General features: G+C 42.5%; 37 protein-coding genes and 1 pseudogene. 3 read left to right on the top strand and 35 right to left on the bottom strand.

The features are described 5' to 3' along the window. From ABY044_RS11425 to ABY044_RS11405, 5 genes are all read right to left on the bottom strand, one after another. Positions 1-76, bottom strand: a 76-nt coding sequence (locus tag ABY044_RS11425; RefSeq protein ID WP_373018913.1) for a transposase, incomplete at its 3' end; no start/stop codon positions are given. A 62-nt stretch (positions 77-138) separates the two neighbouring features. Continuing rightward, entirely contained in the window at positions 139-963 is an 825-nt protein-coding gene (locus tag ABY044_RS11420) for a hypothetical protein (RefSeq protein WP_373020791.1), read from the bottom strand. Further along, positions 960-2300, bottom strand: coding sequence for a tyrosine-type recombinase/integrase (locus tag ABY044_RS11415; protein WP_373020789.1), 1341 nt, complete (start codon positions 2298-2300; stop codon positions 960-962). Before ABY044_RS11415 ends, ABY044_RS11420 begins: the two co-directional genes overlap by 4 nt. 166 nt (positions 2301-2466) lie before the next feature. Further along, complete coding sequence (gene ssb / locus ABY044_RS11410; protein WP_373020787.1) at positions 2467-3078, bottom strand: single-stranded DNA-binding protein; 612 nt, start codon at positions 3076-3078, stop codon at positions 2467-2469. 36 nt (positions 3079-3114) lie between these two features. Then, positions 3115-4509, bottom strand: coding sequence for an MFS transporter (locus ABY044_RS11405; protein ID WP_373020785.1), 1395 nt, complete (start codon positions 4507-4509; stop codon positions 3115-3117). A 213-nt stretch (positions 4510-4722) separates the two neighbouring features. Between ABY044_RS11405 and ABY044_RS11400 the strand changes: the two genes are divergently transcribed. From ABY044_RS11400 to ABY044_RS11390, 3 genes are all read left to right on the top strand, one after another. Continuing rightward, positions 4723-5472 carry an SIMPL domain-containing protein gene (locus ABY044_RS11400; protein WP_373020783.1) on the top strand — a complete coding sequence of 250 codons (750 nt, stop codon included), beginning with the start codon at positions 4723-4725 and terminating at the stop codon, positions 5470-5472. A 126-nt stretch (positions 5473-5598) separates the two neighbouring features. Next, positions 5599-8415 (top strand): excinuclease ABC subunit UvrA, encoded by a 2817-nt coding sequence (gene uvrA / locus ABY044_RS11395; protein WP_373020781.1) that lies wholly within the window; start codon positions 5599-5601, stop codon positions 8413-8415. Positions 8416-8497: 82 nt separating this feature from the next. Next, on the top strand, positions 8498-9292 hold the full coding sequence (locus ABY044_RS11390; RefSeq protein ID WP_373020780.1) for a DUF2927 domain-containing protein: 795 nt from the start codon (positions 8498-8500) through the stop codon (positions 9290-9292). Here ABY044_RS11390 and ABY044_RS11385 read toward each other — a convergent pair. The 30 genes and pseudogenes from ABY044_RS11385 to tuf all read right to left on the bottom strand — a co-directional run. Next, positions 9286-10020, bottom strand: a complete 735-nt coding sequence (locus ABY044_RS11385; RefSeq protein ID WP_373020779.1) for a ThiF family adenylyltransferase — start codon at positions 10018-10020, stop codon at positions 9286-9288. The genes ABY044_RS11390 and ABY044_RS11385 overlap by 7 nt on opposite strands. A gap of 3 nt (positions 10021-10023) precedes the next feature. Further along, on the bottom strand, positions 10024-10767 hold the full coding sequence (locus tag ABY044_RS11380; RefSeq protein WP_373020778.1) for a TatD family hydrolase: 744 nt from the start codon (positions 10765-10767) through the stop codon (positions 10024-10026). A gap of 58 nt (positions 10768-10825) precedes the next feature. Then, positions 10826-11212, bottom strand: coding sequence for a 50S ribosomal protein L17 (gene rplQ / locus ABY044_RS11375; RefSeq protein WP_373020776.1), 387 nt, complete (start codon positions 11210-11212; stop codon positions 10826-10828). Between the two features lie 15 nt (positions 11213-11227). Beyond that, entirely contained in the window at positions 11228-12214 is a 987-nt protein-coding gene (gene rpoA / locus ABY044_RS11370) for a DNA-directed RNA polymerase subunit alpha (RefSeq protein WP_373020774.1), read from the bottom strand. Between the two features lie 25 nt (positions 12215-12239). Next, on the bottom strand, positions 12240-12860 hold the full coding sequence (gene rpsD, locus ABY044_RS11365) for a 30S ribosomal protein S4 (protein WP_373020772.1): 621 nt from the start codon (positions 12858-12860) through the stop codon (positions 12240-12242). A gap of 14 nt (positions 12861-12874) precedes the next feature. Continuing rightward, the gene (gene rpsK / locus ABY044_RS11360; RefSeq protein ID WP_028487266.1) at positions 12875-13264 is read right to left on the bottom strand and encodes a 30S ribosomal protein S11; all 390 of its coding nucleotides are present in this window, start codon (positions 13262-13264) and stop codon (positions 12875-12877) included. A gap of 21 nt (positions 13265-13285) precedes the next feature. Then, positions 13286-13642, bottom strand: coding sequence for a 30S ribosomal protein S13 (gene rpsM, locus ABY044_RS11355; protein WP_373020770.1), 357 nt, complete (start codon positions 13640-13642; stop codon positions 13286-13288). Positions 13643-13739: 97 nt separating this feature from the next. After that, a complete protein-coding gene (gene secY, locus ABY044_RS11350; RefSeq protein WP_373020769.1) occupies positions 13740-15050 on the bottom strand; it encodes a preprotein translocase subunit SecY in 1311 nt (436 codons plus the stop codon). A gap of 6 nt (positions 15051-15056) precedes the next feature. After that, complete coding sequence (gene rplO / locus ABY044_RS11345) at positions 15057-15491, bottom strand: 50S ribosomal protein L15 (protein ID WP_373020767.1); 435 nt, start codon at positions 15489-15491, stop codon at positions 15057-15059. A gap of 1 nt (position 15492) precedes the next feature. Next, a complete protein-coding gene (rpmD, locus tag ABY044_RS11340) occupies positions 15493-15681 on the bottom strand; it encodes a 50S ribosomal protein L30 (RefSeq protein ID WP_279421059.1) in 189 nt (62 codons plus the stop codon). 1 nt (position 15682) lies between these two features. Further along, positions 15683-16192, bottom strand: coding sequence for a 30S ribosomal protein S5 (gene rpsE / locus ABY044_RS11335; RefSeq protein ID WP_279421061.1), 510 nt, complete (start codon positions 16190-16192; stop codon positions 15683-15685). A gap of 14 nt (positions 16193-16206) precedes the next feature. Further along, positions 16207-16560 (bottom strand): 50S ribosomal protein L18, encoded by a 354-nt coding sequence (gene rplR / locus ABY044_RS11330; protein ID WP_279421062.1) that lies wholly within the window; start codon positions 16558-16560, stop codon positions 16207-16209. Between the two features lie 14 nt (positions 16561-16574). Next, positions 16575-17108, bottom strand: coding sequence for a 50S ribosomal protein L6 (gene rplF, locus ABY044_RS11325; protein ID WP_373020766.1), 534 nt, complete (start codon positions 17106-17108; stop codon positions 16575-16577). Between the two features lie 9 nt (positions 17109-17117). Next, positions 17118-17513, bottom strand: a complete 396-nt coding sequence (gene rpsH / locus ABY044_RS11320; RefSeq protein ID WP_373020765.1) for a 30S ribosomal protein S8 — start codon at positions 17511-17513, stop codon at positions 17118-17120. A 12-nt stretch (positions 17514-17525) separates the two neighbouring features. Continuing rightward, the gene (rpsN, locus tag ABY044_RS11315) at positions 17526-17831 is read right to left on the bottom strand and encodes a 30S ribosomal protein S14 (protein ID WP_373020763.1); all 306 of its coding nucleotides are present in this window, start codon (positions 17829-17831) and stop codon (positions 17526-17528) included. A gap of 11 nt (positions 17832-17842) precedes the next feature. Further along, a complete protein-coding gene (rplE, locus tag ABY044_RS11310; RefSeq protein WP_373020761.1) occupies positions 17843-18382 on the bottom strand; it encodes a 50S ribosomal protein L5 in 540 nt (179 codons plus the stop codon). Positions 18383-18396: 14 nt separating this feature from the next. Continuing rightward, the gene (rplX, locus tag ABY044_RS11305; protein ID WP_373020759.1) at positions 18397-18711 is read right to left on the bottom strand and encodes a 50S ribosomal protein L24; all 315 of its coding nucleotides are present in this window, start codon (positions 18709-18711) and stop codon (positions 18397-18399) included. 10 nt (positions 18712-18721) lie between these two features. Continuing rightward, a complete protein-coding gene (rplN, locus tag ABY044_RS11300; RefSeq protein WP_373020758.1) occupies positions 18722-19090 on the bottom strand; it encodes a 50S ribosomal protein L14 in 369 nt (122 codons plus the stop codon). A gap of 146 nt (positions 19091-19236) precedes the next feature. Further along, complete coding sequence (gene rpsQ / locus ABY044_RS11295) at positions 19237-19500, bottom strand: 30S ribosomal protein S17 (protein ID WP_373020757.1); 264 nt, start codon at positions 19498-19500, stop codon at positions 19237-19239. A 2-nt stretch (positions 19501-19502) separates the two neighbouring features. Then, positions 19503-19694, bottom strand: a complete 192-nt coding sequence (gene rpmC, locus ABY044_RS11290; protein WP_373020755.1) for a 50S ribosomal protein L29 — start codon at positions 19692-19694, stop codon at positions 19503-19505. After that, on the bottom strand, positions 19695-20108 hold the full coding sequence (gene rplP / locus ABY044_RS11285) for a 50S ribosomal protein L16 (protein WP_373020753.1): 414 nt from the start codon (positions 20106-20108) through the stop codon (positions 19695-19697). It abuts the gene before it with no gap. A gap of 14 nt (positions 20109-20122) precedes the next feature. After that, the gene (gene rpsC, locus ABY044_RS11280) at positions 20123-20803 is read right to left on the bottom strand and encodes a 30S ribosomal protein S3 (protein WP_373020751.1); all 681 of its coding nucleotides are present in this window, start codon (positions 20801-20803) and stop codon (positions 20123-20125) included. A gap of 11 nt (positions 20804-20814) precedes the next feature. Then, on the bottom strand, positions 20815-21147 hold the full coding sequence (rplV, locus tag ABY044_RS11275) for a 50S ribosomal protein L22 (RefSeq protein ID WP_279421079.1): 333 nt from the start codon (positions 21145-21147) through the stop codon (positions 20815-20817). A gap of 11 nt (positions 21148-21158) precedes the next feature. Then, on the bottom strand, positions 21159-21437 hold the full coding sequence (rpsS, locus tag ABY044_RS11270) for a 30S ribosomal protein S19 (RefSeq protein WP_028487283.1): 279 nt from the start codon (positions 21435-21437) through the stop codon (positions 21159-21161). A gap of 15 nt (positions 21438-21452) precedes the next feature. Beyond that, positions 21453-22280 (bottom strand): 50S ribosomal protein L2, encoded by an 828-nt coding sequence (gene rplB / locus ABY044_RS11265; protein ID WP_373020750.1) that lies wholly within the window; start codon positions 22278-22280, stop codon positions 21453-21455. Between the two features lie 11 nt (positions 22281-22291). Then, on the bottom strand, positions 22292-22588 hold the full coding sequence (gene rplW / locus ABY044_RS11260; RefSeq protein WP_373020749.1) for a 50S ribosomal protein L23: 297 nt from the start codon (positions 22586-22588) through the stop codon (positions 22292-22294). After that, a complete protein-coding gene (gene rplD / locus ABY044_RS11255) occupies positions 22585-23190 on the bottom strand; it encodes a 50S ribosomal protein L4 (protein WP_373020792.1) in 606 nt (201 codons plus the stop codon). The genes rplW and rplD overlap by 4 nt, the downstream gene beginning before the upstream one ends. 25 nt (positions 23191-23215) lie before the next feature. Beyond that, entirely contained in the window at positions 23216-23854 is a 639-nt protein-coding gene (gene rplC, locus ABY044_RS11250; RefSeq protein ID WP_373020747.1) for a 50S ribosomal protein L3, read from the bottom strand. 58 nt (positions 23855-23912) lie between these two features. After that, a complete protein-coding gene (gene rpsJ, locus ABY044_RS11245; RefSeq protein ID WP_028485243.1) occupies positions 23913-24224 on the bottom strand; it encodes a 30S ribosomal protein S10 in 312 nt (103 codons plus the stop codon). Between the two features lie 133 nt (positions 24225-24357). Then, positions 24358-24514: pseudogene (tuf, locus tag ABY044_RS11240) on the bottom strand (elongation factor Tu); the annotation flags it as partial.

The following is a 24514-nucleotide window of genomic DNA, read 5'->3' as shown; positions in this document are numbered from 1 at the left end:
ATACCGGATAACCTCGTTCGGTTATCTGTTTTACGGCTTCAATTTTGAATTCTTCAGGGTAGCGTTTACTGCTCATTTAACACCTCTTTTTTGACCATTATAAAATGGCTAAGAAGTGTCTAGTAAATTAGTGGCGATTCAAGGCTCTCCAAGAGCTCCTTCTATTTTCTGTATCGAATTTTGCGATATATTAAATAGCAATAAGGCCAAATCCTCATCAATATCCAACTCATGATGATCCTCACGAAAACCCAGCCCTCTTAGCTTAGCTTTCGGAATTTTTAAGGAATACTCCATTTCACCCAAAGAGAGTTGTTCAACAACTAAATCCTCTATTGCTAACGCCCTTAACTGAACAGGTCTGAAGCCAGTGTACATATTTGCCAACAACCAAGCATATTCTCTTAAAGTGATCTTATCATCCATAAAGGCGTTTACTGCCCACTCCAAAATAGACTGCTGCTCTTGCATCGAATAAGCTCCTGAATGAGGACAACCTTTTGCAACCGCCTTACCCTTAACATTACCTCTAAGCGTTAACGCCTCTAGAAAATCAGCTACCTCATCAGAAATTCCTTCAAAACCTTTTGAATGCCAATCCAGCAAAAAACCCTTGATTGAACCAAGCTTATACTCCTCATCTTTTCCTAAGGTTGATAAGTAGTTTTGAACTGTGGCTACAGTTACAATTTCATCACCTGTTAACGCCAACATTTTTTTAAACCAGTTAAAGCAGTTATATGTGTAATTCCCAGAGACCTCACTCGCATAAACAGCAAGAGCTTTTCTGAATCCCCTACTAAAGTCTTCTCCTAATCCCATAGTCTCGGTTAACTTCCAATTTATTTTCAACGAATTGTCCAGTTGCCATTCTTCAGCAGAAACATCGAAGGTATATCCAAACTTGGAAGTACGGATATCACTTTGAACTAACTTCTTATTTGTTTGTGTATTGCCTCTCATCGCTTATTTTTAACCTCTCTCTGAACCTTACTCATCTCTTGCATCATTTCTTTGTGTAGTTTTCTGGTTGCTTTTTGAATATATCGTTTAATATAAGGTCTAGCGGAATCAGTATTCTCCCACCCCATCAGCGTTGCTCTGGCATCCATCTCTTGTTGTTCGGTAATAACTTGTTTCTTCAGAATTGCTACCTTTTCAAACTCTCCATTTTGTTCTGCCAACAACATGTCTTCTCTCATCTTTTGATTATGTAAATCCACACGTTCAGAAAACAATTCATTGAATAAGTGACGGAATCCATGTCGCTTAACTAGCTTAAACATCTCTGGATTAATAGCTTTGGCCGTTTGTATTACACGATTATAAAAAGTCGAATTCGTCATAGGACTGCCCGCCGTGGGACCTTTATGGCTTACGAATATATAGGGGTGTGTTTTAGCTTTTAAGAATTTGCTACGAACTTTATTGATGTAGTAATCCAAATCATCTCTGAGACTCGAGGGGATGGGAACCTCTCGACTTTTTGTTTTCGTCAGAGGCTGATACTTTCTTGTGTCATAGGGATCATCATGTGTTCTAAGGATAGTCAATGTAGGACTCTCAACATCATAATCGATGCTATCAAGATTCAGTGATAAAACCTCCCCAGAACGTGCTCCAGTCCAATATATTACCTGAATGAGAAGATAGTTTCGAAGTTGATTGTCATACCCTTTAAAAGGATTGTCCCTGTGATTAACGTTAGTAACTTCCATGAACTTAACAAAGGCTTCTTTTTCCGCATGAGGCAACCTTTGATTACCATTGGAATAATTTGATTTTGGGTAGTGTGCTTTAAAAAGTTTTAACATGGACTCAATTTCAGTCAAAAGCGACGTCGCCTTATTTCTTCGCTTGACTATTTCCCTGCCAACAAATGCTAAGAACTCCGAAATATCATGCATTCTTCTTTGCTGAAGATCGTTCCCAACTTTCGCCAAAGGAGAACCTTTACCTAATGAGAAACTAGACATTTTGGTCATTTTCCCAAGTGACTTTCCCTCTAGTTCTTTTTGAATGTATTCACTTTTCAGGCCACAATATTCTTTCAAACTCTCAACTTCAAACAGACTAGGTACTTTTTCCTTTTCAAATTCAACAACCAAATTCCTTTTGTGAATCTTTTGCCACTTGTACAGAAGTGAAATACTTCTCAAAAAACTATTAATCGAAGATTGTGTCTGCTGCCTTAACCGTCGACTAACAAATAAAGTGCTCCAAAAATCAGGACACCTTTCCTCATTAAGCAACATTGGAAATCGTTCTCCAGATTGAAAAACAACTTGTTCAACTTTCATATCAATACCCCGTCTAAATCAACATTTTTATTGTTGCATTTGACAGGTAATTCCCAAGGGCTTATTCAACACTTTTTTTCAGATAATTTTCCTACAGACATAAAAAAAGCCCCATAAAATGGGGCTTTGCTTAATCTTTAACCAACATTATTGATTATTGTAAGACTCAGAACGGTACATCATCATCGTCGAAGTCGTTCGGTGCGTAAGCCGGTGCTTGCTGCGGCTGTCCGCCCATTGGGCGCCCTTGATTCATAGGCTGTTGTCCAGGCATTGGCTGTCCCATTCCCGGATTCATACCGCCTTGAGGAGCCGGCTGCTGGAAATTATTCTGCGGTGCTTGCTGCATCGGCGCTTGACCCATTGGCGCTGCCTGCTGTGGCGCTTGGTTAAAACCGCTATTGTCAAATGCAGCGTCTCCACCGCCTGAACGACCACCCAGCATTTGCATGCTACCAGAGAAACCGTCAATCACCACTTCGGTGCTATAACGATCCTGGCCGGTATTTTGATCTTGCCATTTACGGGTTTGCAGCTTACCTTCCAAATATACTTGCGAACCTTTAGTAAGGTACTGGCCGGCAATCTCTGCTAACTTTCCAAAAATAACAACGCGGTGCCATTCGGTTTTTTCTTGCTTTTGACCGCTCGACTTGTCATTCCACTGTTCACTGGTCGCCACGTTTAAATTTGCAATCGCATTACCGTTAGCCGAATATTTTACTTCCGGATCTCTGCCCAAGGTTCCCACTAAAATGACTTTATTTACACCACGCATACCGCTCTCTCTTTCAAATTAACTTTCTATTAAATCTTACTGACTGACTTTGCTTTGTTGTATATATCGAATCAGCGACTCTTCATTTTGGATTTTTCGATCAACTTTGAAGTAGGCTCGCTGCTCTTCGGGCAATATCACCACTTCATAGACGCCGTCATAAGCCAGCAATTTTTTCTGCAAGTCTTCCACTTCATTTTCGGCCACTTCGCCGACCGGAACCGATGCAATACTCAGTGGTAAAGGCTTCTGCATAGTTGCCGCCACTAAAAACCACAACACCCCGATTACGGTGGTAAATACAAACACTCCATTATAACCATAATGTTGATAAAAATATCCACCGAATAAACCACCTAAGGCCGCCCCTAAAAACTGGCTGGTTGAATAAATCCCACTCGCAGTTCCTTTTTTATCCGCCGGAGCCAACTTCACCACTAACGAAGGTAATGAAGCTTCTAATAAATTAAATGCGGTAAAAAAGATCAGCAATAATACAAACAATGACCAGAAGCTTTCATGGAAGTTCATAAAACCAAACTGCATCAATGCAATCACACCAATCGCCCCGACAAATACCGGCTTCATACGATCACGGCTTTCCGCTTGAATAATAAACGGCACCATCAACACGAACGAAAGCAACATCACAGGAAGATAAATATGCCAGTGCTGCAAACTATCCAAACCGGCCCCGTCGCGCAATGCCAAAGGCAACACGACGAACATCGCCGTCAGGGTTGCATGCAATACAAACACGCCAAAATCGAGACGCAATAGCTGGGTGTTCTTCAAAATTTCTCCGAACTGACTAGGATCGGTTTCGGCTTCGCGCTGGAACGATTGCTGTTCGATTTTAGGCATGGCGAACACCACCAGCAAAATACCGATTATGGCCAACAAAGCCGTTACCCAAAAAATGCCTCGTACGCCAAACCAGGCATCCAAAACCGGCCCGGCAATCAACGACAAAGTGAAAGACAATCCGATGGTCATCCCCACGATCGACATTGCTCTCAGACGGAACTGCTCGGTCACTAAATCCGCGACTGACGCCATCAGAACCGCAGCTACGGCCCCCATTCCCTGAATCGCACGTCCCAGAATCATCATCTCGATCGAATCCGCCACGGCGCAGACCATCGAACCGACCATAAACACTAACATACCAAAGATAATCAACGGCTTGCGACCGAATCGATCCGATAACATACCGTAAGGAATCTGCAACAGAGCTTGAGTCAAACCGTAAATCCCCATGGCGATACCGATTTGCGTTCCCGTCACCTCCGTAAACTCGGCTTGGGCAAACAACGCAAAAACCGGAAAAATCATAAACAACCCCAGCATTCGGGTCGAAAATATACCGGCGACAGACAAGGCTGCTTTTTTCTCTATCGGACTCATAGTGGCGGGAGATGGTACAGACATGTAATAACCCTTTTTACAGCTCTAAAAATTCGGATTGGAATAAAGTCGGAAATTATAACATTCATATTATTTCTCTAACGTTATAATTAATGCGTAATCCGACTTAGGGATTACAGTTTTATAAGAGTTATTCCAAACATTCGTGAATCATAATTTCAACGACCAATGGCCTGACTTGTTTCCAAAGAACCTTTTAAAACCAAGAGGGATTTTATGAAATTCATTCAGCGCAACCTTACCCAAATGATTGCCTTCTTTTTCGCATTCGCCATATTAACCGGTTCAACCTATGCGATAGCGGGGGATGAGGAAACCGAAAAAGACGATAAACACCGAATTCATTTCAACATCACTCAAGCGGCAGAAATCGACAACGACATCGTTGAGGTGCGCTTCCGTCATGTTGCGCAAGCCGCTAACGCCGAAGCGGTAATGCAAGAGATCAATCAACACATGCAGTCCGCACTTAAGGCACTTAAAAAATACCAGTCTAACGACGAGGCGAATCTGCAAATCCAGACTTCGCAATATCAAGTCTATCCCGCCTACAACAAACAACAAATCATTACTCACTGGAAAGGCCAGCAATCCTTGATCATCACGGCTAAAAACTGGAGCGGACTACCCAAAATGCTGACCGAAATCCAACCTTTCCTCAGCTATCAATCAACCGACTTCCGAATCTCGGAAGCGAAAAAACAGCAATGGATCGGAAAACTGACGGCCGAGGCATTGCAACGTTACCAACACCAAGCGCAGCAAATTGCTCAAAGCTTCGGTACCCGACACTATCGTTTAGTGGAAACTCAAATCCAACAACCGTTTTACGTCCAGCCCATGAAACAAAACTATTTACAAGCGTCCGTTCGCTCGATGGAACAAGCCGCTCCTCCGGTTATGGAAGCCGGCAACAGCGAATTGCGTATTCAAGTCAGCGGAACTTTAGTGATCGACAACCCATAAACAAGCCGTCAAAACAATATTATTAAGCTTTCGGACGCATATCAATGCGCCGAGCTTAATGATGACCTAATGGTCAACCGTAGATTCTTGTTATAATACTTTTTTTATCCAAATCGACGGTTGGTCATGCTAGAAGAAATCATTATTCAGGGCGCACGTACCCACAATTTAAAAAACATCGACGTCACCCTTCCTCGTGACAAGTTAATTGTGATTACAGGCTTGTCCGGTTCAGGTAAATCCTCTTTGGCGTTTGATACCATTTATGCAGAAGGTCAGCGTCGCTACGTTGAATCACTTTCCGCCTATGCGCGTCAGTTTCTATCGATGATGGAAAAGCCGGATGTCGATCACATCGAAGGACTTTCCCCGGCCATTTCCATCGAGCAAAAATCCACGTCGCACAACCCTCGCTCTACCGTTGGAACGGTCACCGAAATTTACGACTATTTAAGACTGCTATTCGCCCGCACCGGAACTCCGCGCTGCCCGACGCATCATTGCGACCTGGAAGCCCAAACCGTCAGTCAGATGGTCGACCACACTTTAACCCTGCCGGAAGGCAGTAAATGCCTATTGATTGCACCGGTGGTTCGCGGCAAAAAGGGCGAACACCACCACCTTCTGGATGAGTTGCAAGCGCAAGGATTCATCCGTGCTCGAATCGACGGCAAAGTCTATGACCTGGACGGTCAGATTGAATTGGATAAAAATAAAAAACACAATATTGACGTTATCGTAGACCGCTTCAAGGTGCGTTCGGACATCAAGCAGCGTCTGGCCGAATCGTTCGAAACCGCTTTACGCCTTGCAGACGGCCTGGCTCAAGTTCTACCCATGGACGAATCCGATGATTTCGAGCTGTTGTTCTCTGAAAAATTCTCGTGCCCGCACTGCGGCTATTCCGTTCCTGAACTGGAACCCAGAATTTTTTCCTTCAACAACCCTCACGGAGCATGTCCGAGCTGTGACGGATTGGGAATAAAAGACAACTTTGATCCGAAACGCGTGATCACCCACCCCGAACTCAGTTTGGCCGGCGGCGCAATTCGAGGCTGGGATCGTCGCCATAAATATTATTACGACCTGCTGAAAGCAGTCGCCGATTTTTACCAGTTTGACGTCGAAACCCCATGGGAAGAACTTTCTCCCGAACATCAGAAAATTATTCTCTACGGTTCAGGCAAACAGAAAATTCCGCTGCCGCACGGCAAATACAGCGACACCCGTCGTTTCGAAGGCGTCATTCCCAATATGGAGCGTCGTTTTGCCGAAACGGAAAGCAAATCGGTGCGTGACGAACTCGATAAATACCGCGTGAGCACTGCGTGTACAGCCTGTGAAGGAACGCGTTTGAACACGGCGGCGCGTAACGTCTTCATCAATGACCGTACTCTACCGTCATTGACGGAAGAACCGATTAAGGAACTGCATACGTTTTTCAGCCACCTTCACCTTGAAGGGGCCAAGGGTAAGATTGCCGATAAAATCATTAAAGAAATCCACGAACGTCTAAGCTTTTTGGTCAATGTCGGACTTAACTACCTGACCCTGAGTCGCAGTGCCGAAACCCTCTCCGGCGGTGAGGCGCAACGAATCCGTCTTGCGAGTCAAATCGGTGCCGGACTCGTCGGCGTCATGTACGTCCTGGATGAACCTTCCATCGGTCTGCACCAACGCGATAACGACCGTTTATTAGCGACTCTGACGCATCTGCGTGATCTTGGGAATACCGTGATCGTTGTAGAACACGACGAAGACGCCATTCGCGCGGCCGATTATGTATTGGATATCGGACCCGGAGCCGGGATTCACGGCGGACGCATCATGGCACAGGGAACGCCGCAGGAAGTCACCGACAACCCTAACTCTCTGACCGGACAGTTCTTAAAAGGCACTCGTAAGATCGAAGTGCCCGGTAATCGTTTAAAACCGCAAAAAGGCAAATGGCTTACCATCAAAGGCGCCAGCGGTAACAACCTCAAGAACGTCACTTTGGACATTCCTGCTGGCCTGCTGACTTGTGTAACCGGTGTTTCCGGTTCGGGTAAATCGACACTGATCAATGAAACACTTTCAAAGATCAGCGCCAATGAATTGAACGGTGCCATGCAAATGCCCGCACCTTATGAATCAGTTGAAGGCTTGGAGCATTTCGATAAAGCCGTCAATATCGACCAAAGTGCCATCGGTCGTACACCGCGTTCCAATCCGGCCACATACACCGGTTTATTCACACCCATTCGAGAATTACTATCTGCCACGCCGGAAGCCCGTACCCGTGGCTATACGCCTGGTCGATTCAGCTTTAACGTTAAAGGCGGACGCTGTGAAGCCTGTCAGGGTGACGGTGTACTGAAAGTAGAAATGCACTTTTTACCGGATGTCTACGTACCTTGTGACGTCTGTAAAGGCGCTCGTTATAACCGCGAGACCCTACAGGTTGAATACAAAGGCAAAAACATTCATGAAATACTGGAAATGACCGTTGAAGATGCAAGAGCATTTTTCGACGCAATCCCGGTTATTGCTCGTAAACTGCAAACCTTAATTGACGTCGGTCTGGGCTACATCAAGCTCGGTCAAAGTGCCACCACCCTTTCCGGTGGTGAGGCACAACGTATCAAACTTGCAAAAGAACTTTCCAAGCGCGATACGGGCAATACGCTTTACATATTGGATGAACCGACCACGGGATTACACTTCCATGATATCGAGCTTCTCCTCAAGGTCATTCGTCACTTGCGCGATCAAGGCAATACGATTGTCATTATCGAGCACAATCTGGATGTTATTAAAACCGCGGATTGGCTTGTCGACCTCGGTCCGGAAGGAGGTTCGGGAGGCGGACAAATCGTCGCCACCGGTACGCCGGAAGACGTGGCTGAAAACCCGAACTCCCATACTGGCTACTACCTTAAAAAGATGCTTAACGGCGTGTAGTTAAAAATAAAACCGAACCGGTCAGATCCGTTTTATTAAAACCATAGAATGGATCTGCCATACCAAAATATCAGGGAAAGCCATGAATCGTCTATTTCTAAAAGTCCTGTTCGGTTTATTATTCGGCTTCTCCTGCACTCTCCAGGCAACCGAAGATAAGACATTATCCGATTGGCACGATCCGGCCTATATTGAAAAGGCTTTTGTGGAAATTGCTTTTAAAAACGAATACAGCACCAAACTATCCACCCTCAGTAAATGGCAAGAACCGATTCGCTATACATTTAGTTACCATCGAGTACATAAAAATCCGATTGCAGAACAACTGTTCAATGCACACCTAGAACAGTTACAAAGCATTACCGGTCATTCCATCACACAAGCCGAAACGCCGGAACAAGCCAATTTAAAAATCATACTGACCCAGGACAAACTCTACAAACAAGATATTTTGAAATATACCCACAGCTATATAAAAGATATTGAACGCGAGAGCCACTGCCTTGGCCATTATCAAAAGAATGCCACCGGCGCGATTAATCAAGCAGTTGTGATACTGCCCATCGATCACGACATGGCAAGAGGATTATTGCCGGCCTGCGTGGTTGAAGAAACAACCCAGGCTTTAGGTCTGCCCAATGATTCCGACTGGGTGAATCCAAGCATTGCCAATGACAGCAGTAAACTCGACTTACTCACCGGATTGGACTACATTTTCTTAAAGATACTCTATTCGGATCAACTTCATCCGGGAATGTCGTTGCAGAAAAGCCGTCCGATCATTCGCTCGCGTATCCAACAATTAAACAAAGACGGCATAATCAAACAAGCTGCCGTATTGGTTAATCAGCAAGGGCTATACCCTCTGCTTTATTGACAACTCTTGTCGGCACCTTCGACCAATTTCTGAATGACGTAGCCTGCCAACATAAGCCCGAAAATTCCCGGCATATAACTCGCGGTACCGTTTACGACGCGGCCGCGCGCACCACAGATTTCTTCCATTGGACCTGGATCTTTAGGCGATTCTTTGGAAAACACCGTCATCACCCCTTTTTTGATACCCTGTTTTTTTAAACGTTGACGCATATTACGGGCCAATGCACAGCCGTGAGTTTTTGAAATATCGGCCAACTCGATTTTGCTCGGATCGATTCGTCTTCCGGCCCCCATACTGGAAGCAACACGCAATCCTTTATTGACCGCCGTAGCGACTAAAGCGACCTTACAGTTCAAACTGTCGATTGCGTCCACCACATAATCGTAATCACCCGTCAATAAAGCATCCATATCGTCCGGACGTATGAACTCCTTGCTGATGTTAACGATACAGTGAGGGTTGATATCCTCTATACGCCTCTTCATCACTTCCGCCTTATTCATACCGACGGTCGAATTAAGAGCGATGATTTGTCGATTTAAATTGGAAGGACTGACATCATCATGATCAATGATGGTCAATTGGCCGACTCCGGCACGTGCCAGCGCTTCAATCACAAATCCACCGACGCCGCCGACACCGGCAACCAGTACATGCGACTGCATAAGCTTGTCGATACCAACCTGCTCAAAAACCAACAAACTGCGTTCAAACAGTGCTGACATATATTAATCCTTTAAAAAATGAAAGATTTGATTCGCATTTGCTTCCGTACGTTTTACAACCTCTAAAGCAGTGCTACCGGTAATCTCAGACACGGCATTCACTACTTGCAGTATGTCCGCAAGGTTCGTTTCGGACACTGCAGGCAAACGAATATTCGGTGAGTCTGTTTCCAGTACAACGCATTCCAATCCAAACTCTCTTACAAGCTCATGGTAACGTCTTGCGTTATCCCTTGCCAAGATGGCATTCACTCCAAATTTAAACCCTAAATCGACGTACTGACGAGCTAACTGTACGCTACAACCCAAACTATGTACCACCCCTCTGACCGGATAGCGCTTTAAAAGCTCGATCGTTTCATTATGAGCTTTATAAACATGTAACGAAACAGGAAGGTCGTATTCTAAAGCAAACTTTAATTGGCATTCAAACGCATCCAACTGAAATTTTCGTGTGGCATTGTGATCGGGTGAAAAATCCAAACCAATTTCACCAATGGCAGTCGGTGTACTTTCTAATAACTGCTGTTGGAGAGTCTCTAATTCCGATTCATATTCTTCAGTTACATACCAAGGATGTAAACCTAAGGCAGAAAACACATTCGAATACGTTTTACTTAAATGGATTACGTCAGGCCAGTCGGAAACATGCGTTCCCATAGTCAGATACAGATGTTCCGGATTCAGCTGTTCATTTAAAGCCGAAGACGATAGTGAAGTAAGGTGGCAATGAGTATCGATAATCATATATTTCAGACATAAAAAAAGCCGGATAAACCGGCTTTTTTTATTTTTACGTAACAGCTTATTCCGCAGAAGAAGCAGTGTCCGCTACAGGACGATCTACTAATTCAACGATAGCCATAGGCGCGTTATCACCAGGACGTGAACCGCATTTCAAAATACGGATATATCCACCTGGACGAGCTTGGTAACGTGGACCAAGCTCAGAGAACAACTTGCCAACCGCAGCTTTATCACCTAAACGTGAAAAAGCGGTACGACGATTATGTACACTGTCATTTTTTGCAAGTGTAATCAAAGGCTCAGCAACTCTACGAAGTTCTTTAGCCTTAGCAACCGTTGTACGAATCACTTCATGTTCAAAAAGTGAAGCAGACATGTTTTTAAACATTGCCTTACGGTGTGAGCTATTACGATTTAACTTACGACCAGTTTTACCATGACGCATGATAGCTTCCTTATATTATACTGACTCTTTGCTCACCAAGCTTGCTGGTGGCCAGTTTTCTAATTTAGTACCTAAGCTCAAACCTCTTTGCGCAAGAACATCTTTAATTTCTTGCAGAGACTTCTTACCTAGATTTGGTGTTTTTAGCAAATGAGTTTCAGAACGTTGTACTAAATCACCAATGTAGTAAATTTGTTCCGCTTTTAAACAGTTTGCTGAACGAACAGTAAGTTCCAAATCATCAACAGGCTGCAAGAAGATAGGATCGAATTCATTCTCTTCTTCTTCAGGAGCGGCAACTTCTTTATGTTTCAAATCAACAAATGCATTCAATTGATAATGCAATACGGTTGCTGCTTGCTTAATTGCATCTTCAGGATCTAAAGTTCCGTCCGTTACAACATCAATGATCAACTTATCTAAATCAGTACGCTGTTCAACACGTGCGTTTTGCACTTCATAACTAACGGTATGAACCGGACTAAAACTAGCATCTAGTTTCAAACTTCCGATCTGTGTTGATTCAGTATCTGATTGTAGAGCAGGGCGGTAACCGATACCTGTCTCTACTTTTAACTTCATGTTTAATTCAGCACCTTCACTCACATGCGCAATGATGTGATCAGGATTTGCAATTTCTACATCATGATCAACTTCAATGTCTGATGCACGAACAACTGCTGGTCCTTTTTTATGTAAAGTCAATTCTGCACTGTTTTTTGCGTTGAGTTTTACAGAAACTTCTTTTAGGTTAAGAAGAATTTCTAAAACATCTTCCCTCACACCCTCAATTGATGAATATTCGTGTAAAACACCATCAATTTGAGTTTCTACAATCGCAGCACCTGGCATAGAAGATAATAATATACGACGTAACGCATTACCAAGCGTATGACCGAAACCTCTTTCAAGAGGCTCCAGAGTCACACGGCTATGAAAATCCGATCGTCTTTGAATATCAACTAAACGAGGTGTTAACAGCTGTTCTAACATCTCTTGCATTAGAAGTTATCTCCGTTTGAATGTATTACTTAGAGTAAAGCTCGACAATTAGGTTTTCTGAAATATCTGCAGACAAGTCAGAACGATCAGGTACAGATTTAAAGATACCTTCAAATTTCGAACTGTCGACTTCAACCCAACCAACTGTACCTGTTTGCGCATTTAGTTCTAGCGCAGATGCGATACGAGACTGGTTACGAGCCTTTTCTCTAATAGTAATTGTGTCACCCGCAGAAACCTCATAAGAAGGAATGTTAACAGTTTGACCATTTACTAAAATTGCTTTATGAGAAACTAACTGACGTGCTTCAGAACGTGTAGAAGCAAAGCCCATACGATAAACAACGTTATCCAAACGGCTTTCTAGGATCTGCAACAAGTTAACACCTGTTGAACCCTTACGACGATCCGCTTCTTTATAATAAAGACGGAATTTCTTCTCTAGCACACCATACATACGACGTACTTTTTGTTTCTCACGTAACTGTAAACCATATTCAGTTACACGCTTACGACCTGCACCGTGTTGACCAGGTAGTTGATCGATTTTACATTTTGAATCGATGCTACGAACACCACTCTTCAAAAATAAATCAGTACCTTCACGACGTGCAAGTTTACACTTTGGTCCAATATATCTAGCCATGTTTACCTCAAATATTAAACGCGACGTTTCTTAGGTGGTCGGCATCCGTTGTGTGGGATCGGAGTTACGTCAGCAATAGCCGTAATCTTGAAACCAGCACTATGTAAACCGCGAACAGCTGAGTCACGACCAGGTCCTGGACCTTTAACCATAACTTCCATATTCTTCACACCATAGTCGTGAGCCATTTGACCAGCTCTCTCAGCTGCAACCTGTGCAGCAAATGGGGTACTTTTACGTGATCCGCGGAAACCACTTCCACCTGAAGTTGCCCAACACAGTGTGTTACCTTGACGATCAGTAATCGTTACAATGGTATTATTGAAAGTTGCATGAACATGCGCAACCGCATCAGTAACAACATGTTTTACTTTCTTTTTAACACGCGAATTTGCTTTTGCCATATCTACTCTCGCAATTATGCGTTATCTCTTAATCGGTCTTACAGGACCTTTACGAGTACGTGCATTAGTTTTTGTACGTTGTCCACGTAAAGGCAGACTACGACGGTGACGAATTCCACGGTAACATCCCATGTCCATTAAACGCTTAATGTTCATAGAGACATCACGTCGCAAATCACCTTCAATTTTAAATTTTGTTACTTCTGAACGAAGTGCTTCTAACTGATCTTCAGTTAGTTCTCTAACCTTAGTGGTTGGATCCAAGTTAACCGCTTCGCAAATTGCTTTAGAAGTAGTCGACCCAATCCCGTAGATTGAAGTCAACCCAATCACAACATGCTTGTTAACTGGTATGTTTACGCCGGCAATACGAGCCATTTTGACGCTCCCTTAAATTCCATCTACTGAAAAACAGAGCATTATACTTGTTTTTCATGTCAAATACTAGATAAATAACAACAATAAGTAGTTGAAGTTATTTTCCTTTTAATTTTGCTTTTTTCATCATGCCTTCATACTGGGTAGATTGCATTTGTGCTTGAACTTGAGTCATGAAATCCATAACTACAATCACAATAATCAGCAATGATGTACCTCCAAAATAGAAAGGAACATTCCAGTAAAGAATTAAAAATTCTGGCAACAAACAAACAGCCGTAATATAGATTGCACCGGCAAGAGTTAATCTCCCCATGATGCCATCAATATGTCTAGCAGTTTGTGGACCTGGACGAATACCAGGTAAATAAGCACCTGATTTTCTCAAATTATCAGCCGTTTCATTCGGATTGAAAACAATCGCGGTATAAAAGAAACAGAAAAAGATAATCGCCAATGCATACAAAAGAATATATAGAGGCTGCCCTGGAGACAAAGTGGTAGCGATGTCTTTCAACCAACCCATATTTTCCGCAGTACCAAACCATCCACCTAGCGTTGCAGGGAATAGAATAATACTAGATGCAAAAATTGGTGGGATAACACCTGCCATATTTAATTTCAAAGGCAGATGGCTCTCTTGGCCACCATAAAGCTTACGCCCACGCATCTTTTGCGCATAGTGAACGGGAATGCGACGCTGCCCCCTTTCCACAAACACGACAAATGCAATTACTGCAAAAATCAAAGCAAGCAGAACAAATACAGTGATAGCGTGCATAGCACCTGTATTTACTTGTTCGAACGTACCGCCTAAAGCTGAAGGTAAACCTGCAACGATACCGGCGAAGATGATCAAGGAAATACCATTACCGATACCACGCTCAGTAATCTGCTCACCCAACCACATTAGGAAGATCGTTCCACCTACCAATGTAGTTACGGCTGTAACTTTAAATAAGAAACCAGGATCAACAACAACGGACATGCCATTAATGTTTTGAGATTCTAGTGCCACAGCAACACCCAAAGCTTGGAATGTAGCTAAAACAACCGTACCCATTCGGGTATATTGGGTTATTTTACGGCGACCGTGCTCACCTTCTTTCTTAAGCTGTTCTAACTTAGGGGACACAACCGTCAACAACTGCATAATGATCGATGCAGAAATATAAGGCATAATCCCCAACGCAAAGATTGATAAACGCTGAAGGGCGCCACCCGAGAACATGTTAAACATGTCTAAGATAGTACCCTTTTGCTGTTCAAACATTGCTGCCAAAGCGACTGGATCAATTGACGGCACAGGGATATGCGTACCTAAACGGTAAACAATTAGAGCACCTAAAACAAAAAAGATTTTGCTCTTCAGATCACTCATGGCGTTGGATGCAATTGAACTATTCATAATTGATTAATCTTCGATTGAACCACCAGCCGCTTCAATAGCAGCCTTGGCACCGGCAGTTGCTTTAATACCGGAAAGTTTTACTGCTTTAGTAATCTCACCAGAGTTAACAACTTTAACGAATTTAATCTTTTCACCGATCAAATCAGCCGCTTTAAGAGCAGCTAAATCGACAACATCGGCTTCTACTTTAGAAAGCGTATCTAAACGAATCTCAGTAGTAAAAGACGCTTTACGAGAAGAGAAACCAAGTTTTGGCAATCTTCTCTGCAAAGGCATTTGCCCACCTTCAAATCCGATCTTAGGCATACCACCTGAGCGAGACTTTTGACCTTTATGACCACGTCCACCCATTTTACCTAAACCAGAACCTTGACCGCGTCCAACACGTTTTTTAACAGATTTAGAACCTTCTGCTGGTTTTAGAGTATTTAAATGCATTTTAAGCTTCCTCAACCTTTAGCAAGTAGGATACCTTGTTGATCATCCCGCGATTTTCAGGAGTATCAAGTACAGTAACTGTTTGGTGCATCTTTCTCAGACCAAGACCAGATACACATGCTCTATGTGCTGGTAAACGGCCGATCTTGCTCTTTACCAGTGTCACTTTTACATATTTCTTATCTGACATCTTATTCACCTAAAATTTCTTCTAGAGTTTTACCACGCTTAGCTGCGATCTGTTCAGGGCTGCTCATGCTAGTCAACGCATTTACTGTACTACGTACAACGTTAACCGGGCGAGTTGTCCCTACACATTTTGATAAAACGTTTTTAACACCTGCAGCTTCTAGAACTGCACGCATTGCACCACCGGCGATTACACCAGTACCATCAGAAGCAGGTAGCATTACGATGTTCGCAGCACCTTGCTTATAGTTGATTGGATACTGAAGTGTACCGTTATTTAGTGGCACATCTTTCATGTTGCGACGTGCTTTTTCCATTGCTTTTTTAATCGCGACCGGTACTTCACTGGCTTTACCACTTCCGTAACCAACACGCCCTTCACCGTCACCAACAACTGCTAGTGCGGAGAATGCGAATACACGACCACCTTTTACAACTTTAGCAACACGGCGAACTGATACTAGTTTTTCAACTAGACCATCTTGTCCATCTTGTAATTCACGTGAAGACATAATTAATCCTTCTTTTAAAATTCAAGACCGTTTTCACGGGCTGAGTCTGCTAACTGTTGTATACGTCCATGATACTTGAAACCAGAACGGTCAAATGCAACCTTAGTTACACCTGCTGCCTTTGCTTTTTCAGCAATGGTTTTACCAACAATTTGAGCAGCTTCTTTATTACCAGTGTTGCTGACTTCTTTTTTAATGTCCGCTTGTACAGTAGAGCTTGACGCAATAACTTCAGCACCATTTGCTGAAATTAGCTGAGCATAAATATGCTGAGAAGTACGATATACACACAAACGTGGCATTCCTAACTCAGAGATTTTTGCTCTTGTTTTCTTAGCTCTACGAAGACGGGCTGCTTTCTTATCCATACTTACTTCCAGCCTTATTTCTTCTTAGCTTCTTTACGTAAAATACGCTCATCCGCATACTTAACACCCTTACCTTTATAAGGTTCAGGTGGACGATATGCACGGATATCAGCAGCGACTTGACCAACAAGTTGCTTATCAGCGCCTTTTACAATAATTTCAGTTTGAGTTGGTGTTTCAACTGTAATCCCTTCAGGAATTGCATGCTCAACCGGATGAGAAAAACCTAAAGTTAAGTTCAATGTATTACCTTGTGCATTTGCACGGTAACCAACACCGACCAACTGTAATTTTTTCGCAAAACCATCAGTAACGCCAACAACCATGTTGTTAACGATAGAACGAGCAGTACCTGCTTGCGCCCAACCGTTTGGCATTCCGTCAACAGGAACAAAAGAAACAGAACCATCTTGTTGCTGAACTTCTACAGCATCATTGAATGTTTTAGTTAATGCAGCATTACCATTTTTAACAGTAACGGTTTGACCATTAACACTTACTTCAACACCAGCTGGAAGTACAACAGGGGCTTTTGCAATTCTTGACATAATAATTCCTTATGCAACGTAGCAAATAACTTCTCCACCGATACCCGATTTACGAGCATCACGGTCAGTCATAATACCTTTTGATGTTGAAATTAAAGCGATCCCTAGACCACCGATTACTTCCGGCAATTCATCTTTGTTCTTATATACACGAAGACCTGGACGACTAACACGCTTAATCATCTCAATTACAGGCTTACCTTCGTAATACTTAAGATCTACTGATAACTCAGCTTTACCATCATTTTCTTTTACGCTGTATGTAGAAACGAAACCTTCATCTGCAAGTACTTTAGCGATTGCCAATTTTACTTTTGAAGAAGGAATTACAACATTCGAATGACCAGCCATTTGACCATTACGAATACGAGTTAACATATCAGCTATTGGATCAGACATACTCATAGATATTTATCCTTACCAACTGGCTTTTCTTAAACCAGGAACATCACCTTGCATTGCTAACTGACGTAGCATGTTACGTGACAAACCAAACTTTCTATATACGCCGTGTGGACGCCCTGTTAAACGACAACGGTTCTGCTGACGAACAGGAGAAGCATTACGTGGCAATTTAGCCAACTTATCTACTGCTTCCATACGCTCTTCGAAACTTAAAGACATATCAACAGATGCTTTTTTCAATGCAGTACGTTTCTCTGCATATTTAGCAACTGTCTTAGCGCGTTTCTTTTCTCTTTCAATCATTGATTGCTTAGCCACAAGAAAACCCTCTATTTCTTAAATGGAAAATTAAAGGCTTCTAGAAGAGCTTTAGCTTCATCATTAGAACCAGCAGTCGTAGCAAAGTTAATATCCATACCACGGATCTTATCAACTTTCTCAAACTCGATTTCAGGGAAGATGATCTGCTCTTTCAAACCTAGGTTGTAATTACCACGACCGTCAAACGCATTCGGATTGACTCCACGGAAATCACGAACTCGTGGAAGCGCGATATTAATAAGGCGATCTAAGAATTCATACATTCTTTCGCCACGTAATGTCACCTTACAACCAACCGGATAACCTTCACGAACTTTAAAGCTCGCAACAGATTTACGTGCAAGTGTTCTAACAACCTTCTGACCTGCAATCTTTTCCAGATCAGCTACAGCGTTATCTAAAACTTTCTTGTCACCGATTGCTTCACCAACACCCATATTGATGGTAATTTTAGTTAACCTAGGTGCCTGCATAGGTGATTTGTAACCAAACTTCTCAGTTAACTGAGCTACTACTTGGTCATTGTAGATTTTCTGTAATCTTGCCATTCTTCTAACCTATCTTAAGCATCAACTGCTTTGCCAGTAGACTTGAAAAAGCGGATTTTGGTTTCACCTTCAAACTTAAAACCAACTTTGTCGGCTTTATTAGTTTCAGGATTCAACAATGCCACATTCGAAGCGTCCATAGGCATTTCCTTAGAAACGATACCACCTTGCGCACCTGTCATAGGGTTTGCTTTGGTATGCTTCTTAACCAGGTTGATTCCATCCACTAAAACTTTACCGTTATCTAAAACAGCAGAGACAGAACCACGCTTACCTTTATCCTTACCAGTGATAACGATAACTTCGTCACCTTTTCTTAATCGATTCATCACTTATTCCTTATAAAACTTCAGGAGCTAATGAAACAATTTTCATAAACTTTTCATTACGAAGCTCACGTGTGACCGGCCCAAAGATACGTGTTCCAACAGGCTCTAATTTCGCATTAAGAATAACAGCAGCATTACCGTCGAACTTAATCAAAGAACCGTCGTTACGTCTAACACCTTTTGCAGTACGAACTACAACAGCGTTATAAACGTCACCTTTCTTAACCTTACCACGTGGCGCAGCTTCCTTAACACTCACTTTAATTACGTCACCAATGTTGGCATAACGACGTTTAGAACCGCCCAATACCTTAATACACTGGACACGTCGTGCTCCACTGTTATCTGCAACATCAAGCACTGATTGCATCTGAATCATGGTGGTACTCCATCCATAAAGTAAAATTATTACAGCACAAAAACCGCTATGGTGATCAGTTCCTTAAAGGCTTAACCACTATAACGGTTTCGAATCAGTCAATTATATCAAATAATTTGACTACATGCTAATTAAAGTTTAAAACTTTAAATTTTCGCTTTTTCGTCAATACTAACTAAAGTCCATGACTTATTCTTAGACATTGGTTTACATTCCTGAATAGTTACAGAATCACCAACGCCCGCGCTGTTATCAGCATCATGAGCCATTACTTTAGTAGACTTTCTAACGAACTTTTTGTATTTAGGGTGTTTAATAAAACGATCAGTACGAACAACGATTGATTGCTGCATACCGTTACTTACTACGACACCTTGAATAGTACGTGCTTTTTTCTCTTGACCAGCCATTCTTATTTACTCACTTTTTGACGAATGATGGTTTTAACTCTAGCAATTGAACGACGTACAGTCTTTAATTGCGCAGAGTTAGATAACTGACCAGTTGCGTGTTGCATTCTTAAGTTGAATTGCTCTTTAAGCAACTCAATTAATTCTGCTTTCAATTCTTCAACTGTTTTGTCATGTAGTTCTTTTGCAGTCATTTACATCACCGTTCTGGTTACAACTTGGGTTTTAAATGGAAGTTTAGCAGCAGCTAAAGCAAATGCTTCACGAGCTAGCTTTTCATCCACACCCTGGATTTCATAAAGGATTCTTCCTGGCTGGATCTGAGCAACCCAGTATTCCACGCTACCCTTACCTTTACCCATACGAACCTCAAGAGGCTTGTTTGTAATCGGCTTATCAGGGAAAACACGAATCCAAATTTTAGCACCACGTTTTACATGTCGCGTCATTACACGTCGACCAGCTTCGATCTGACGAGAAGTCATTCTTCCACGCTCTAAGGCTTTAAGGCCAAAATCACCGAAGCTAACTTTGTTTCCAACTTGTGCCAAACCACGGTTACGTCCTTTATGAACTTTTCTAAATTTGGTACGTTTAGGCATTAACATAGTCAGTTATCCTTTTATTTACGGCCTTTCTTGCCCTTAGATTGTTTATTATCGTCAAGCGCTAATTTTCCAAGTTTTTCACCTTTGAAAATCCAGACTTTAACACCGATCTTTCCGTAAGTGGTATCAGCTTCAAATGTTGCATAATCGATATCAGCACGGAATGTATGTAGAGGTACACGACCTTCACGATACCACTCAGCACGTGCAATATCTGCACCATTTAAACGACCAGAAACCGTAACTTTAATTCCTTCCGCACCTAAACGCATTGCATTACCTACAGCACGCTTCATTGCACGACGGAACTGAATACGCTTTTCTAGTTGCTGAGCAATACTTTCAGCAACCAATTTAGCGTCTAGTTCAGGCTTTTTGATCTCTTCGATGTTGATATTTACAGGCATACCAGTCTTCTTCATAAGAGACTGCTTTAGCTTTTCAATATCTTCACCTTTCTTACCAATTACAACACCAGGGCGTGCCGTAAAGACCGTAACGCGAATACCATTCGCAACACGCTCAATGTTCAACTTACTAATTGAAGCGTGCTTAAGTTTTTCGTTTAATTCTTTACGAATTTCAACATCACTGACTAGGAAATCAGCATAGTTCTTACTGTCAGCATACCAACGAGCATTCCAGTCTTTTGTAATACCTAGTCGAATGCCAACAGGATGTACTTTTTGACCCATTCTGATTCTCCTTATTTATCGCCAACAGTAACAGTGATGTGACTGGTACGTTTTAGAATTCGGTTACCGCGACCTTTAGCACGAGCGCGCATACGCTTCATGATTGGCCCTTCATTTACATAAGCAGCGGTAACTTTAAGTTCATCGATATCAGCGCCTTCATTGTTTTCAGCATTAGCAATTGCTGAGTTCAAAACAACTTTCATCAAAGAAGCTGCTTTTTTATCACTGAAAGCAAGGATATTTACTGCTGTCTCAACATCTTTCCCGCGAATCATATCCGCCACTAAACGAGCTTTCTGAGGAGAGATACGAGCAAATTTATGAGTTGCACTTACTTGCATTTTTACTCTCCTTATTTGCGTTTAGCTTTCTTATCCGCGGCATGACCACGGTAAGTACGAGTCATTGAAAATTCACCCAATTTATGGCCGACCATGTTTTCTGAAACGAAAACAGGAATGTGCTCTTTACCATTGTGAACGGCAATTGTTAGGCCGATCATTTCAGGTAAGATCATAGAGCGTCTTGACCATGTTTTAATTGGACGTTTATTACCAGATTCTTGCGCCTCAACCACTTTTTTATACAAGTGATGATCTACAAAAGGTCCTTTTTTAACTGAACGTGGCATCAGTGTCCTTCCTTATTACTTGTTTCTACGACGTACGATCATATTATCAGTACGCTTATTACTACGGGTTTTCTTACCTTTAGTCGGTACACCCCATGGCGTAACAGGGTTACGACCACCAGAAGTACGACCTTCACCACCACCATGTGGGTGATCTACAGGGTTCATGGCAACACCGCGAACAGTCGGACGAACACCGCGCCAGCGCTTAGCACCAGCTTTACCTAGCTTACGCAAGCTATGTTCAGAGTTACCAACTTCACCAATTGTCGCTTTACATTCCGCAAGAATCTTACGCATCTCACCAGAACGAAGCTTAACAAGAACGTAAGCACCATCACGACCAGCGATTTGGACAGACGCTCCGGCACTACGTGCAATTTGAGCACCTTTACCAGGACGCATTTCCAATGCGTGTACAACCGTACCCACAGGAATGTTTCTCAATGGAAGACAGTTACCTGGCTTGATTGCAACATGATCACCAGACTCGACAACGTCACCGGCAACCAATTTCTTAGGTGCAATAATATAAGCTCTTTCACCGTCTGCATATTTCAACAATGCAATATGAGCAGTACGGTTTGGATCATATTCAAGACGCTCAACAGTTGCAGGAATACCTACTTTGTTACGCTTGAAGTCAATCATACGGTAGTGCTGCTTGTGCCCACCACCTTGATGACGGACCGTGATACGTCCATTATTGTTACGACCACCTGTTTTAGACTTCTTTTCAAGCAAGGCTGAATGTGGCTTACCTTTATGCAGTGAAGGTTCTACAACACTTACTACAAAACGACGGCCCGCAGAGGTCGGCTTAGACTTTTTAATAATTGCCATCTTTAGACTCCTTACTCAGCACTTACAAAATCAATTTCTTGACCTGAAGCTAAACGAACAATCGCTTTACGAATACCGTTACGCTTACCTTTACGGCCTTTGAAAACTTTTGTTTTACCTTTGATGTTGATCATGTTCACAGATTGAACCTTAACATCAAACAAACTCTCAACAGCCTGCTTCACTTCAGTCTTAGTTGCTGAAGGAATTACTTTGAAAACGTACTGACCAGATTGATCCGCGATAGTGGCAGATTTTTCTGATACATGCGGTGCAAGCAATACTTTTAAAATTCTTTCTTGATTCATGCCAATTGCTCCTCTAGTCGCTTAACAGCACCTTGAGTCATAACAACATTCTGGAATCCAACCAAACTTACTGGATCAATACCAGCTACATCACAGACGTCTGCGCTATATAAGTTACGGCATGACAAATACAAGTATTCATCAAACGCTTCAGTAATAATCAACGCATCAGTAACGTTTAAAGCACCCAACTTAGCATTGAATTCTTTAGTCTTCGGAGCATCCACTTTAAAATCATCAACAACAATTAGTCGACCACTTCTGTTTAGCTCAGAGAAAATAGAACGCATTGCACCACGGTACATTTTTCTGTTTACTTTCTGCGAATAATCACGGTTATGACCAGGGAACGCACGTCCACCACCAACCCAAATAGGGCTACGTGTAGTACCAGCACGGGCACGACCAGTTCCTTTCTGTCTCCATGGCTTAGCACCACCACCACTTACTGCCGCTCTGTTCTTCTGACCTTTAGTACCAGATCTTCCAGCAACCATATAAGCGTTAACAACTTGGTGAACCAAGGCTTCATTAAAATCTACACCAAATAAAGAATCTGAAACTTCAACAGTACCTGCTTCTTTACCAGTAGAAAGTTCAATTAATTTTAAATCCATCATGCCCACCTTACTTAACAGCTTTACGAACGATGACAGTACTATTTTTAGCACCAGGCACTGCACCTTTGATCAACAATAGACCATTTTCTGCATCAACCTTAACTAAATCCAAGTTCTGTGTAGTTTGACGAACATCACCCATGTGACCAGACATTTTTTTACCTTTAAAAACACGTCCAGGAGTTTGGTTTTGCCCGATAGAACCGTTCGAACGGTGAGAAAGAGAGTTACCATGAGTAGCGTCTTGCATATGGAAGTTATGACGCTTCACACCACCCTGAAAACCTTTACCTTTGGTTGTTCCGGTTACATCAACAACAGAGATTTCATTGAAACGATCAACAGTCAGTTCAGCACCGACTTCCAAACCTTCCAAATCACCGTCTGTTTCGACACGGAATTCCCACAAGCCACGACCAGCTTCAACACCCGCTTTCGCGAAATGACCAGCTGCAGGCTTACCTACACGACCAGCATGCACAGTTCCAGTCGTTACCTGAACTGCAGAATAACCATCTGTTTCAAGAGTTTTTAGCTGTGTAACTCGGTTAGGAGAAACTTCAACTACAGTAACAGGTGTAGAAACACCTTCCTCATTGAAAACACGAGTCATACCGATCTTTTTACCAATGAGACCAATACTCATATCAATACCTCATTATTATTTATGTCAGTCATTACGATTGATGACTAACTAACTGCGATTAACGCAATTCCAGTTGAACGTCTACACCAGCTGCAAGATCTAACTTCATTAATGCATCAACTGTTTTATCAGTTGGATCAACGATGTCTAGCAGGCGCTTATGTGTACGCAATTCATATTGATCACGCGCATCTTTATTAACATGCGGTGAAATCAGAACAGTAAAACGCTCTTTACGAGTAGGCATAGGGATTGGGCCACGAACTTGTGCACCAGTTCTCTTAGCTGTCTCTGTAATTTCTCTAGCAGATTGATCGATTAATCGGTGATCAAACGCCTTCAAGCGAATACGAATATTTTGAGTCGCCATTTATAATTTCTCTTCTTGTAAAAAAAAGAAAAGCAGCGATTTTTTCAAATCACTGCTATTTGAGGTTGCGAATTATAAACAAAACAAAGTCACATTACAAGACTTTGTCTTTTTTATTAATCACTTAGTTTCATTAATCAATGATTTTCGCTACAACACCCGCACCAACAGTACGTCCACCTTCACGGATCGCGAAACGTAGACCATCTGACATAGCGATTGGGTTGATTAGCTCAACTGTCATCTGAACGTTATCACCAGGCATTACCATTTCAACACCTGCCGGTAGT

The organism is Thiomicrorhabdus sp., assembly GCF_041583835.1.
Lineage (GTDB): Bacteria > Pseudomonadota > Gammaproteobacteria > Thiomicrospirales > Thiomicrospiraceae > Thiomicrorhabdus.
This window is presented reverse-complemented; position numbering and strand designations above follow the sequence as displayed.

Coding starts and splice junctions, on each gene's coding strand:
- rplB (WP_373020750.1), bottom strand. CDS start 22,280: ATGGCAATTATTAAAAAGTCTAAGCCGACCTCTGCGGGCCGTCGTTTT.
- rpsQ (WP_373020757.1), bottom strand. CDS start 19,500: ATGGCTGGTCAAGAGAAAAAAGCACGTACTATTCAAGGTGTCGTAGTA.
- rpmD (WP_279421059.1), bottom strand. CDS start 15,681: ATGTCAGATAAGAAATATGTAAAAGTGACACTGGTAAAGAGCAAGATC.
- secY (WP_373020769.1), bottom strand. CDS start 15,050: ATGAATAGTTCAATTGCATCCAACGCCATGAGTGATCTGAAGAGCAAA.
- rplF (WP_373020766.1), bottom strand. CDS start 17,108: ATGTCAAGAATTGCAAAAGCCCCTGTTGTACTTCCAGCTGGTGTTGAA.
- rpsK (WP_028487266.1), bottom strand. CDS start 13,264: ATGGCAAAAGCAAATTCGCGTGTTAAAAAGAAAGTAAAACATGTTGTT.
- rplR (WP_279421062.1), bottom strand. CDS start 16,560: ATGGATAAGAAAGCAGCCCGTCTTCGTAGAGCTAAGAAAACAAGAGCA.
- rpsH (WP_373020765.1), bottom strand. CDS start 17,513: ATGAGTATGTCTGATCCAATAGCTGATATGTTAACTCGTATTCGTAAT.
- uvrA (WP_373020781.1), top strand. CDS start 5,599: ATGCTAGAAGAAATCATTATTCAGGGCGCACGTACCCACAATTTAAAA.
- rpsM (WP_373020770.1), bottom strand. CDS start 13,642: ATGGCTCGTATTGCCGGCGTAAACATACCAGTTAACAAGCATGTTGTG.
- rpsS (WP_028487283.1), bottom strand. CDS start 21,437: ATGCCACGTTCAGTTAAAAAAGGACCTTTTGTAGATCATCACTTGTAT.
- ABY044_RS11405 (WP_373020785.1), bottom strand. CDS start 4,509: ATGTCTGTACCATCTCCCGCCACTATGAGTCCGATAGAGAAAAAAGCA.
- rpsJ (WP_028485243.1), bottom strand. CDS start 24,224: ATGGCGACTCAAAATATTCGTATTCGCTTGAAGGCGTTTGATCACCGA.
- rplQ (WP_373020776.1), bottom strand. CDS start 11,212: ATGCGTCATGGTAAAACTGGTCGTAAGTTAAATCGTAATAGCTCACAC.
- ABY044_RS11380 (WP_373020778.1), bottom strand. CDS start 10,767: ATGATTATCGATACTCATTGCCACCTTACTTCACTATCGTCTTCGGCT.
- rplN (WP_373020758.1), bottom strand. CDS start 19,090: ATGATTCAGATGCAATCAGTGCTTGATGTTGCAGATAACAGTGGAGCA.
- rpsE (WP_279421061.1), bottom strand. CDS start 16,192: ATGTCTTCACGTGAATTACAAGATGGACAAGATGGTCTAGTTGAAAAA.
- rplP (WP_373020753.1), bottom strand. CDS start 20,108: ATGTTAATGCCTAAACGTACCAAATTTAGAAAAGTTCATAAAGGACGT.
- rplW (WP_373020749.1), bottom strand. CDS start 22,588: ATGAATCAAGAAAGAATTTTAAAAGTATTGCTTGCACCGCATGTATCA.
- rplV (WP_279421079.1), bottom strand. CDS start 21,147: ATGCAAGTAAGTGCAACTCATAAATTTGCTCGTATCTCTCCTCAGAAA.
- rpmC (WP_373020755.1), bottom strand. CDS start 19,694: ATGACTGCAAAAGAACTACATGACAAAACAGTTGAAGAATTGAAAGCA.
- rplE (WP_373020761.1), bottom strand. CDS start 18,382: ATGGCAAGATTACAGAAAATCTACAATGACCAAGTAGTAGCTCAGTTA.
- rplX (WP_373020759.1), bottom strand. CDS start 18,711: ATGAATCGATTAAGAAAAGGTGACGAAGTTATCGTTATCACTGGTAAG.
- rpsD (WP_373020772.1), bottom strand. CDS start 12,860: ATGGCTAGATATATTGGACCAAAGTGTAAACTTGCACGTCGTGAAGGT.
- ABY044_RS11385 (WP_373020779.1), bottom strand. CDS start 10,020: ATGTCAGCACTGTTTGAACGCAGTTTGTTGGTTTTTGAGCAGGTTGGT.
- ssb (WP_373020787.1), bottom strand. CDS start 3,078: ATGCGTGGTGTAAATAAAGTCATTTTAGTGGGAACCTTGGGCAGAGAT.
- rplO (WP_373020767.1), bottom strand. CDS start 15,491: ATGCATTTAAATACTCTAAAACCAGCAGAAGGTTCTAAATCTGTTAAA.
- ABY044_RS11415 (WP_373020789.1), bottom strand. CDS start 2,300: ATGAAAGTTGAACAAGTTGTTTTTCAATCTGGAGAACGATTTCCAATG.
- ABY044_RS11390 (WP_373020780.1), top strand. CDS start 8,498: ATGAATCGTCTATTTCTAAAAGTCCTGTTCGGTTTATTATTCGGCTTC.
- rpoA (WP_373020774.1), bottom strand. CDS start 12,214: ATGCAAGAGATGTTAGAACAGCTGTTAACACCTCGTTTAGTTGATATT.
- rplC (WP_373020747.1), bottom strand. CDS start 23,854: ATGAGTATTGGTCTCATTGGTAAAAAGATCGGTATGACTCGTGTTTTC.
- rpsC (WP_373020751.1), bottom strand. CDS start 20,803: ATGGGTCAAAAAGTACATCCTGTTGGCATTCGACTAGGTATTACAAAA.
- ABY044_RS11400 (WP_373020783.1), top strand. CDS start 4,723: ATGAAATTCATTCAGCGCAACCTTACCCAAATGATTGCCTTCTTTTTC.
- ABY044_RS11420 (WP_373020791.1), bottom strand. CDS start 963: ATGAGAGGCAATACACAAACAAATAAGAAGTTAGTTCAAAGTGATATC.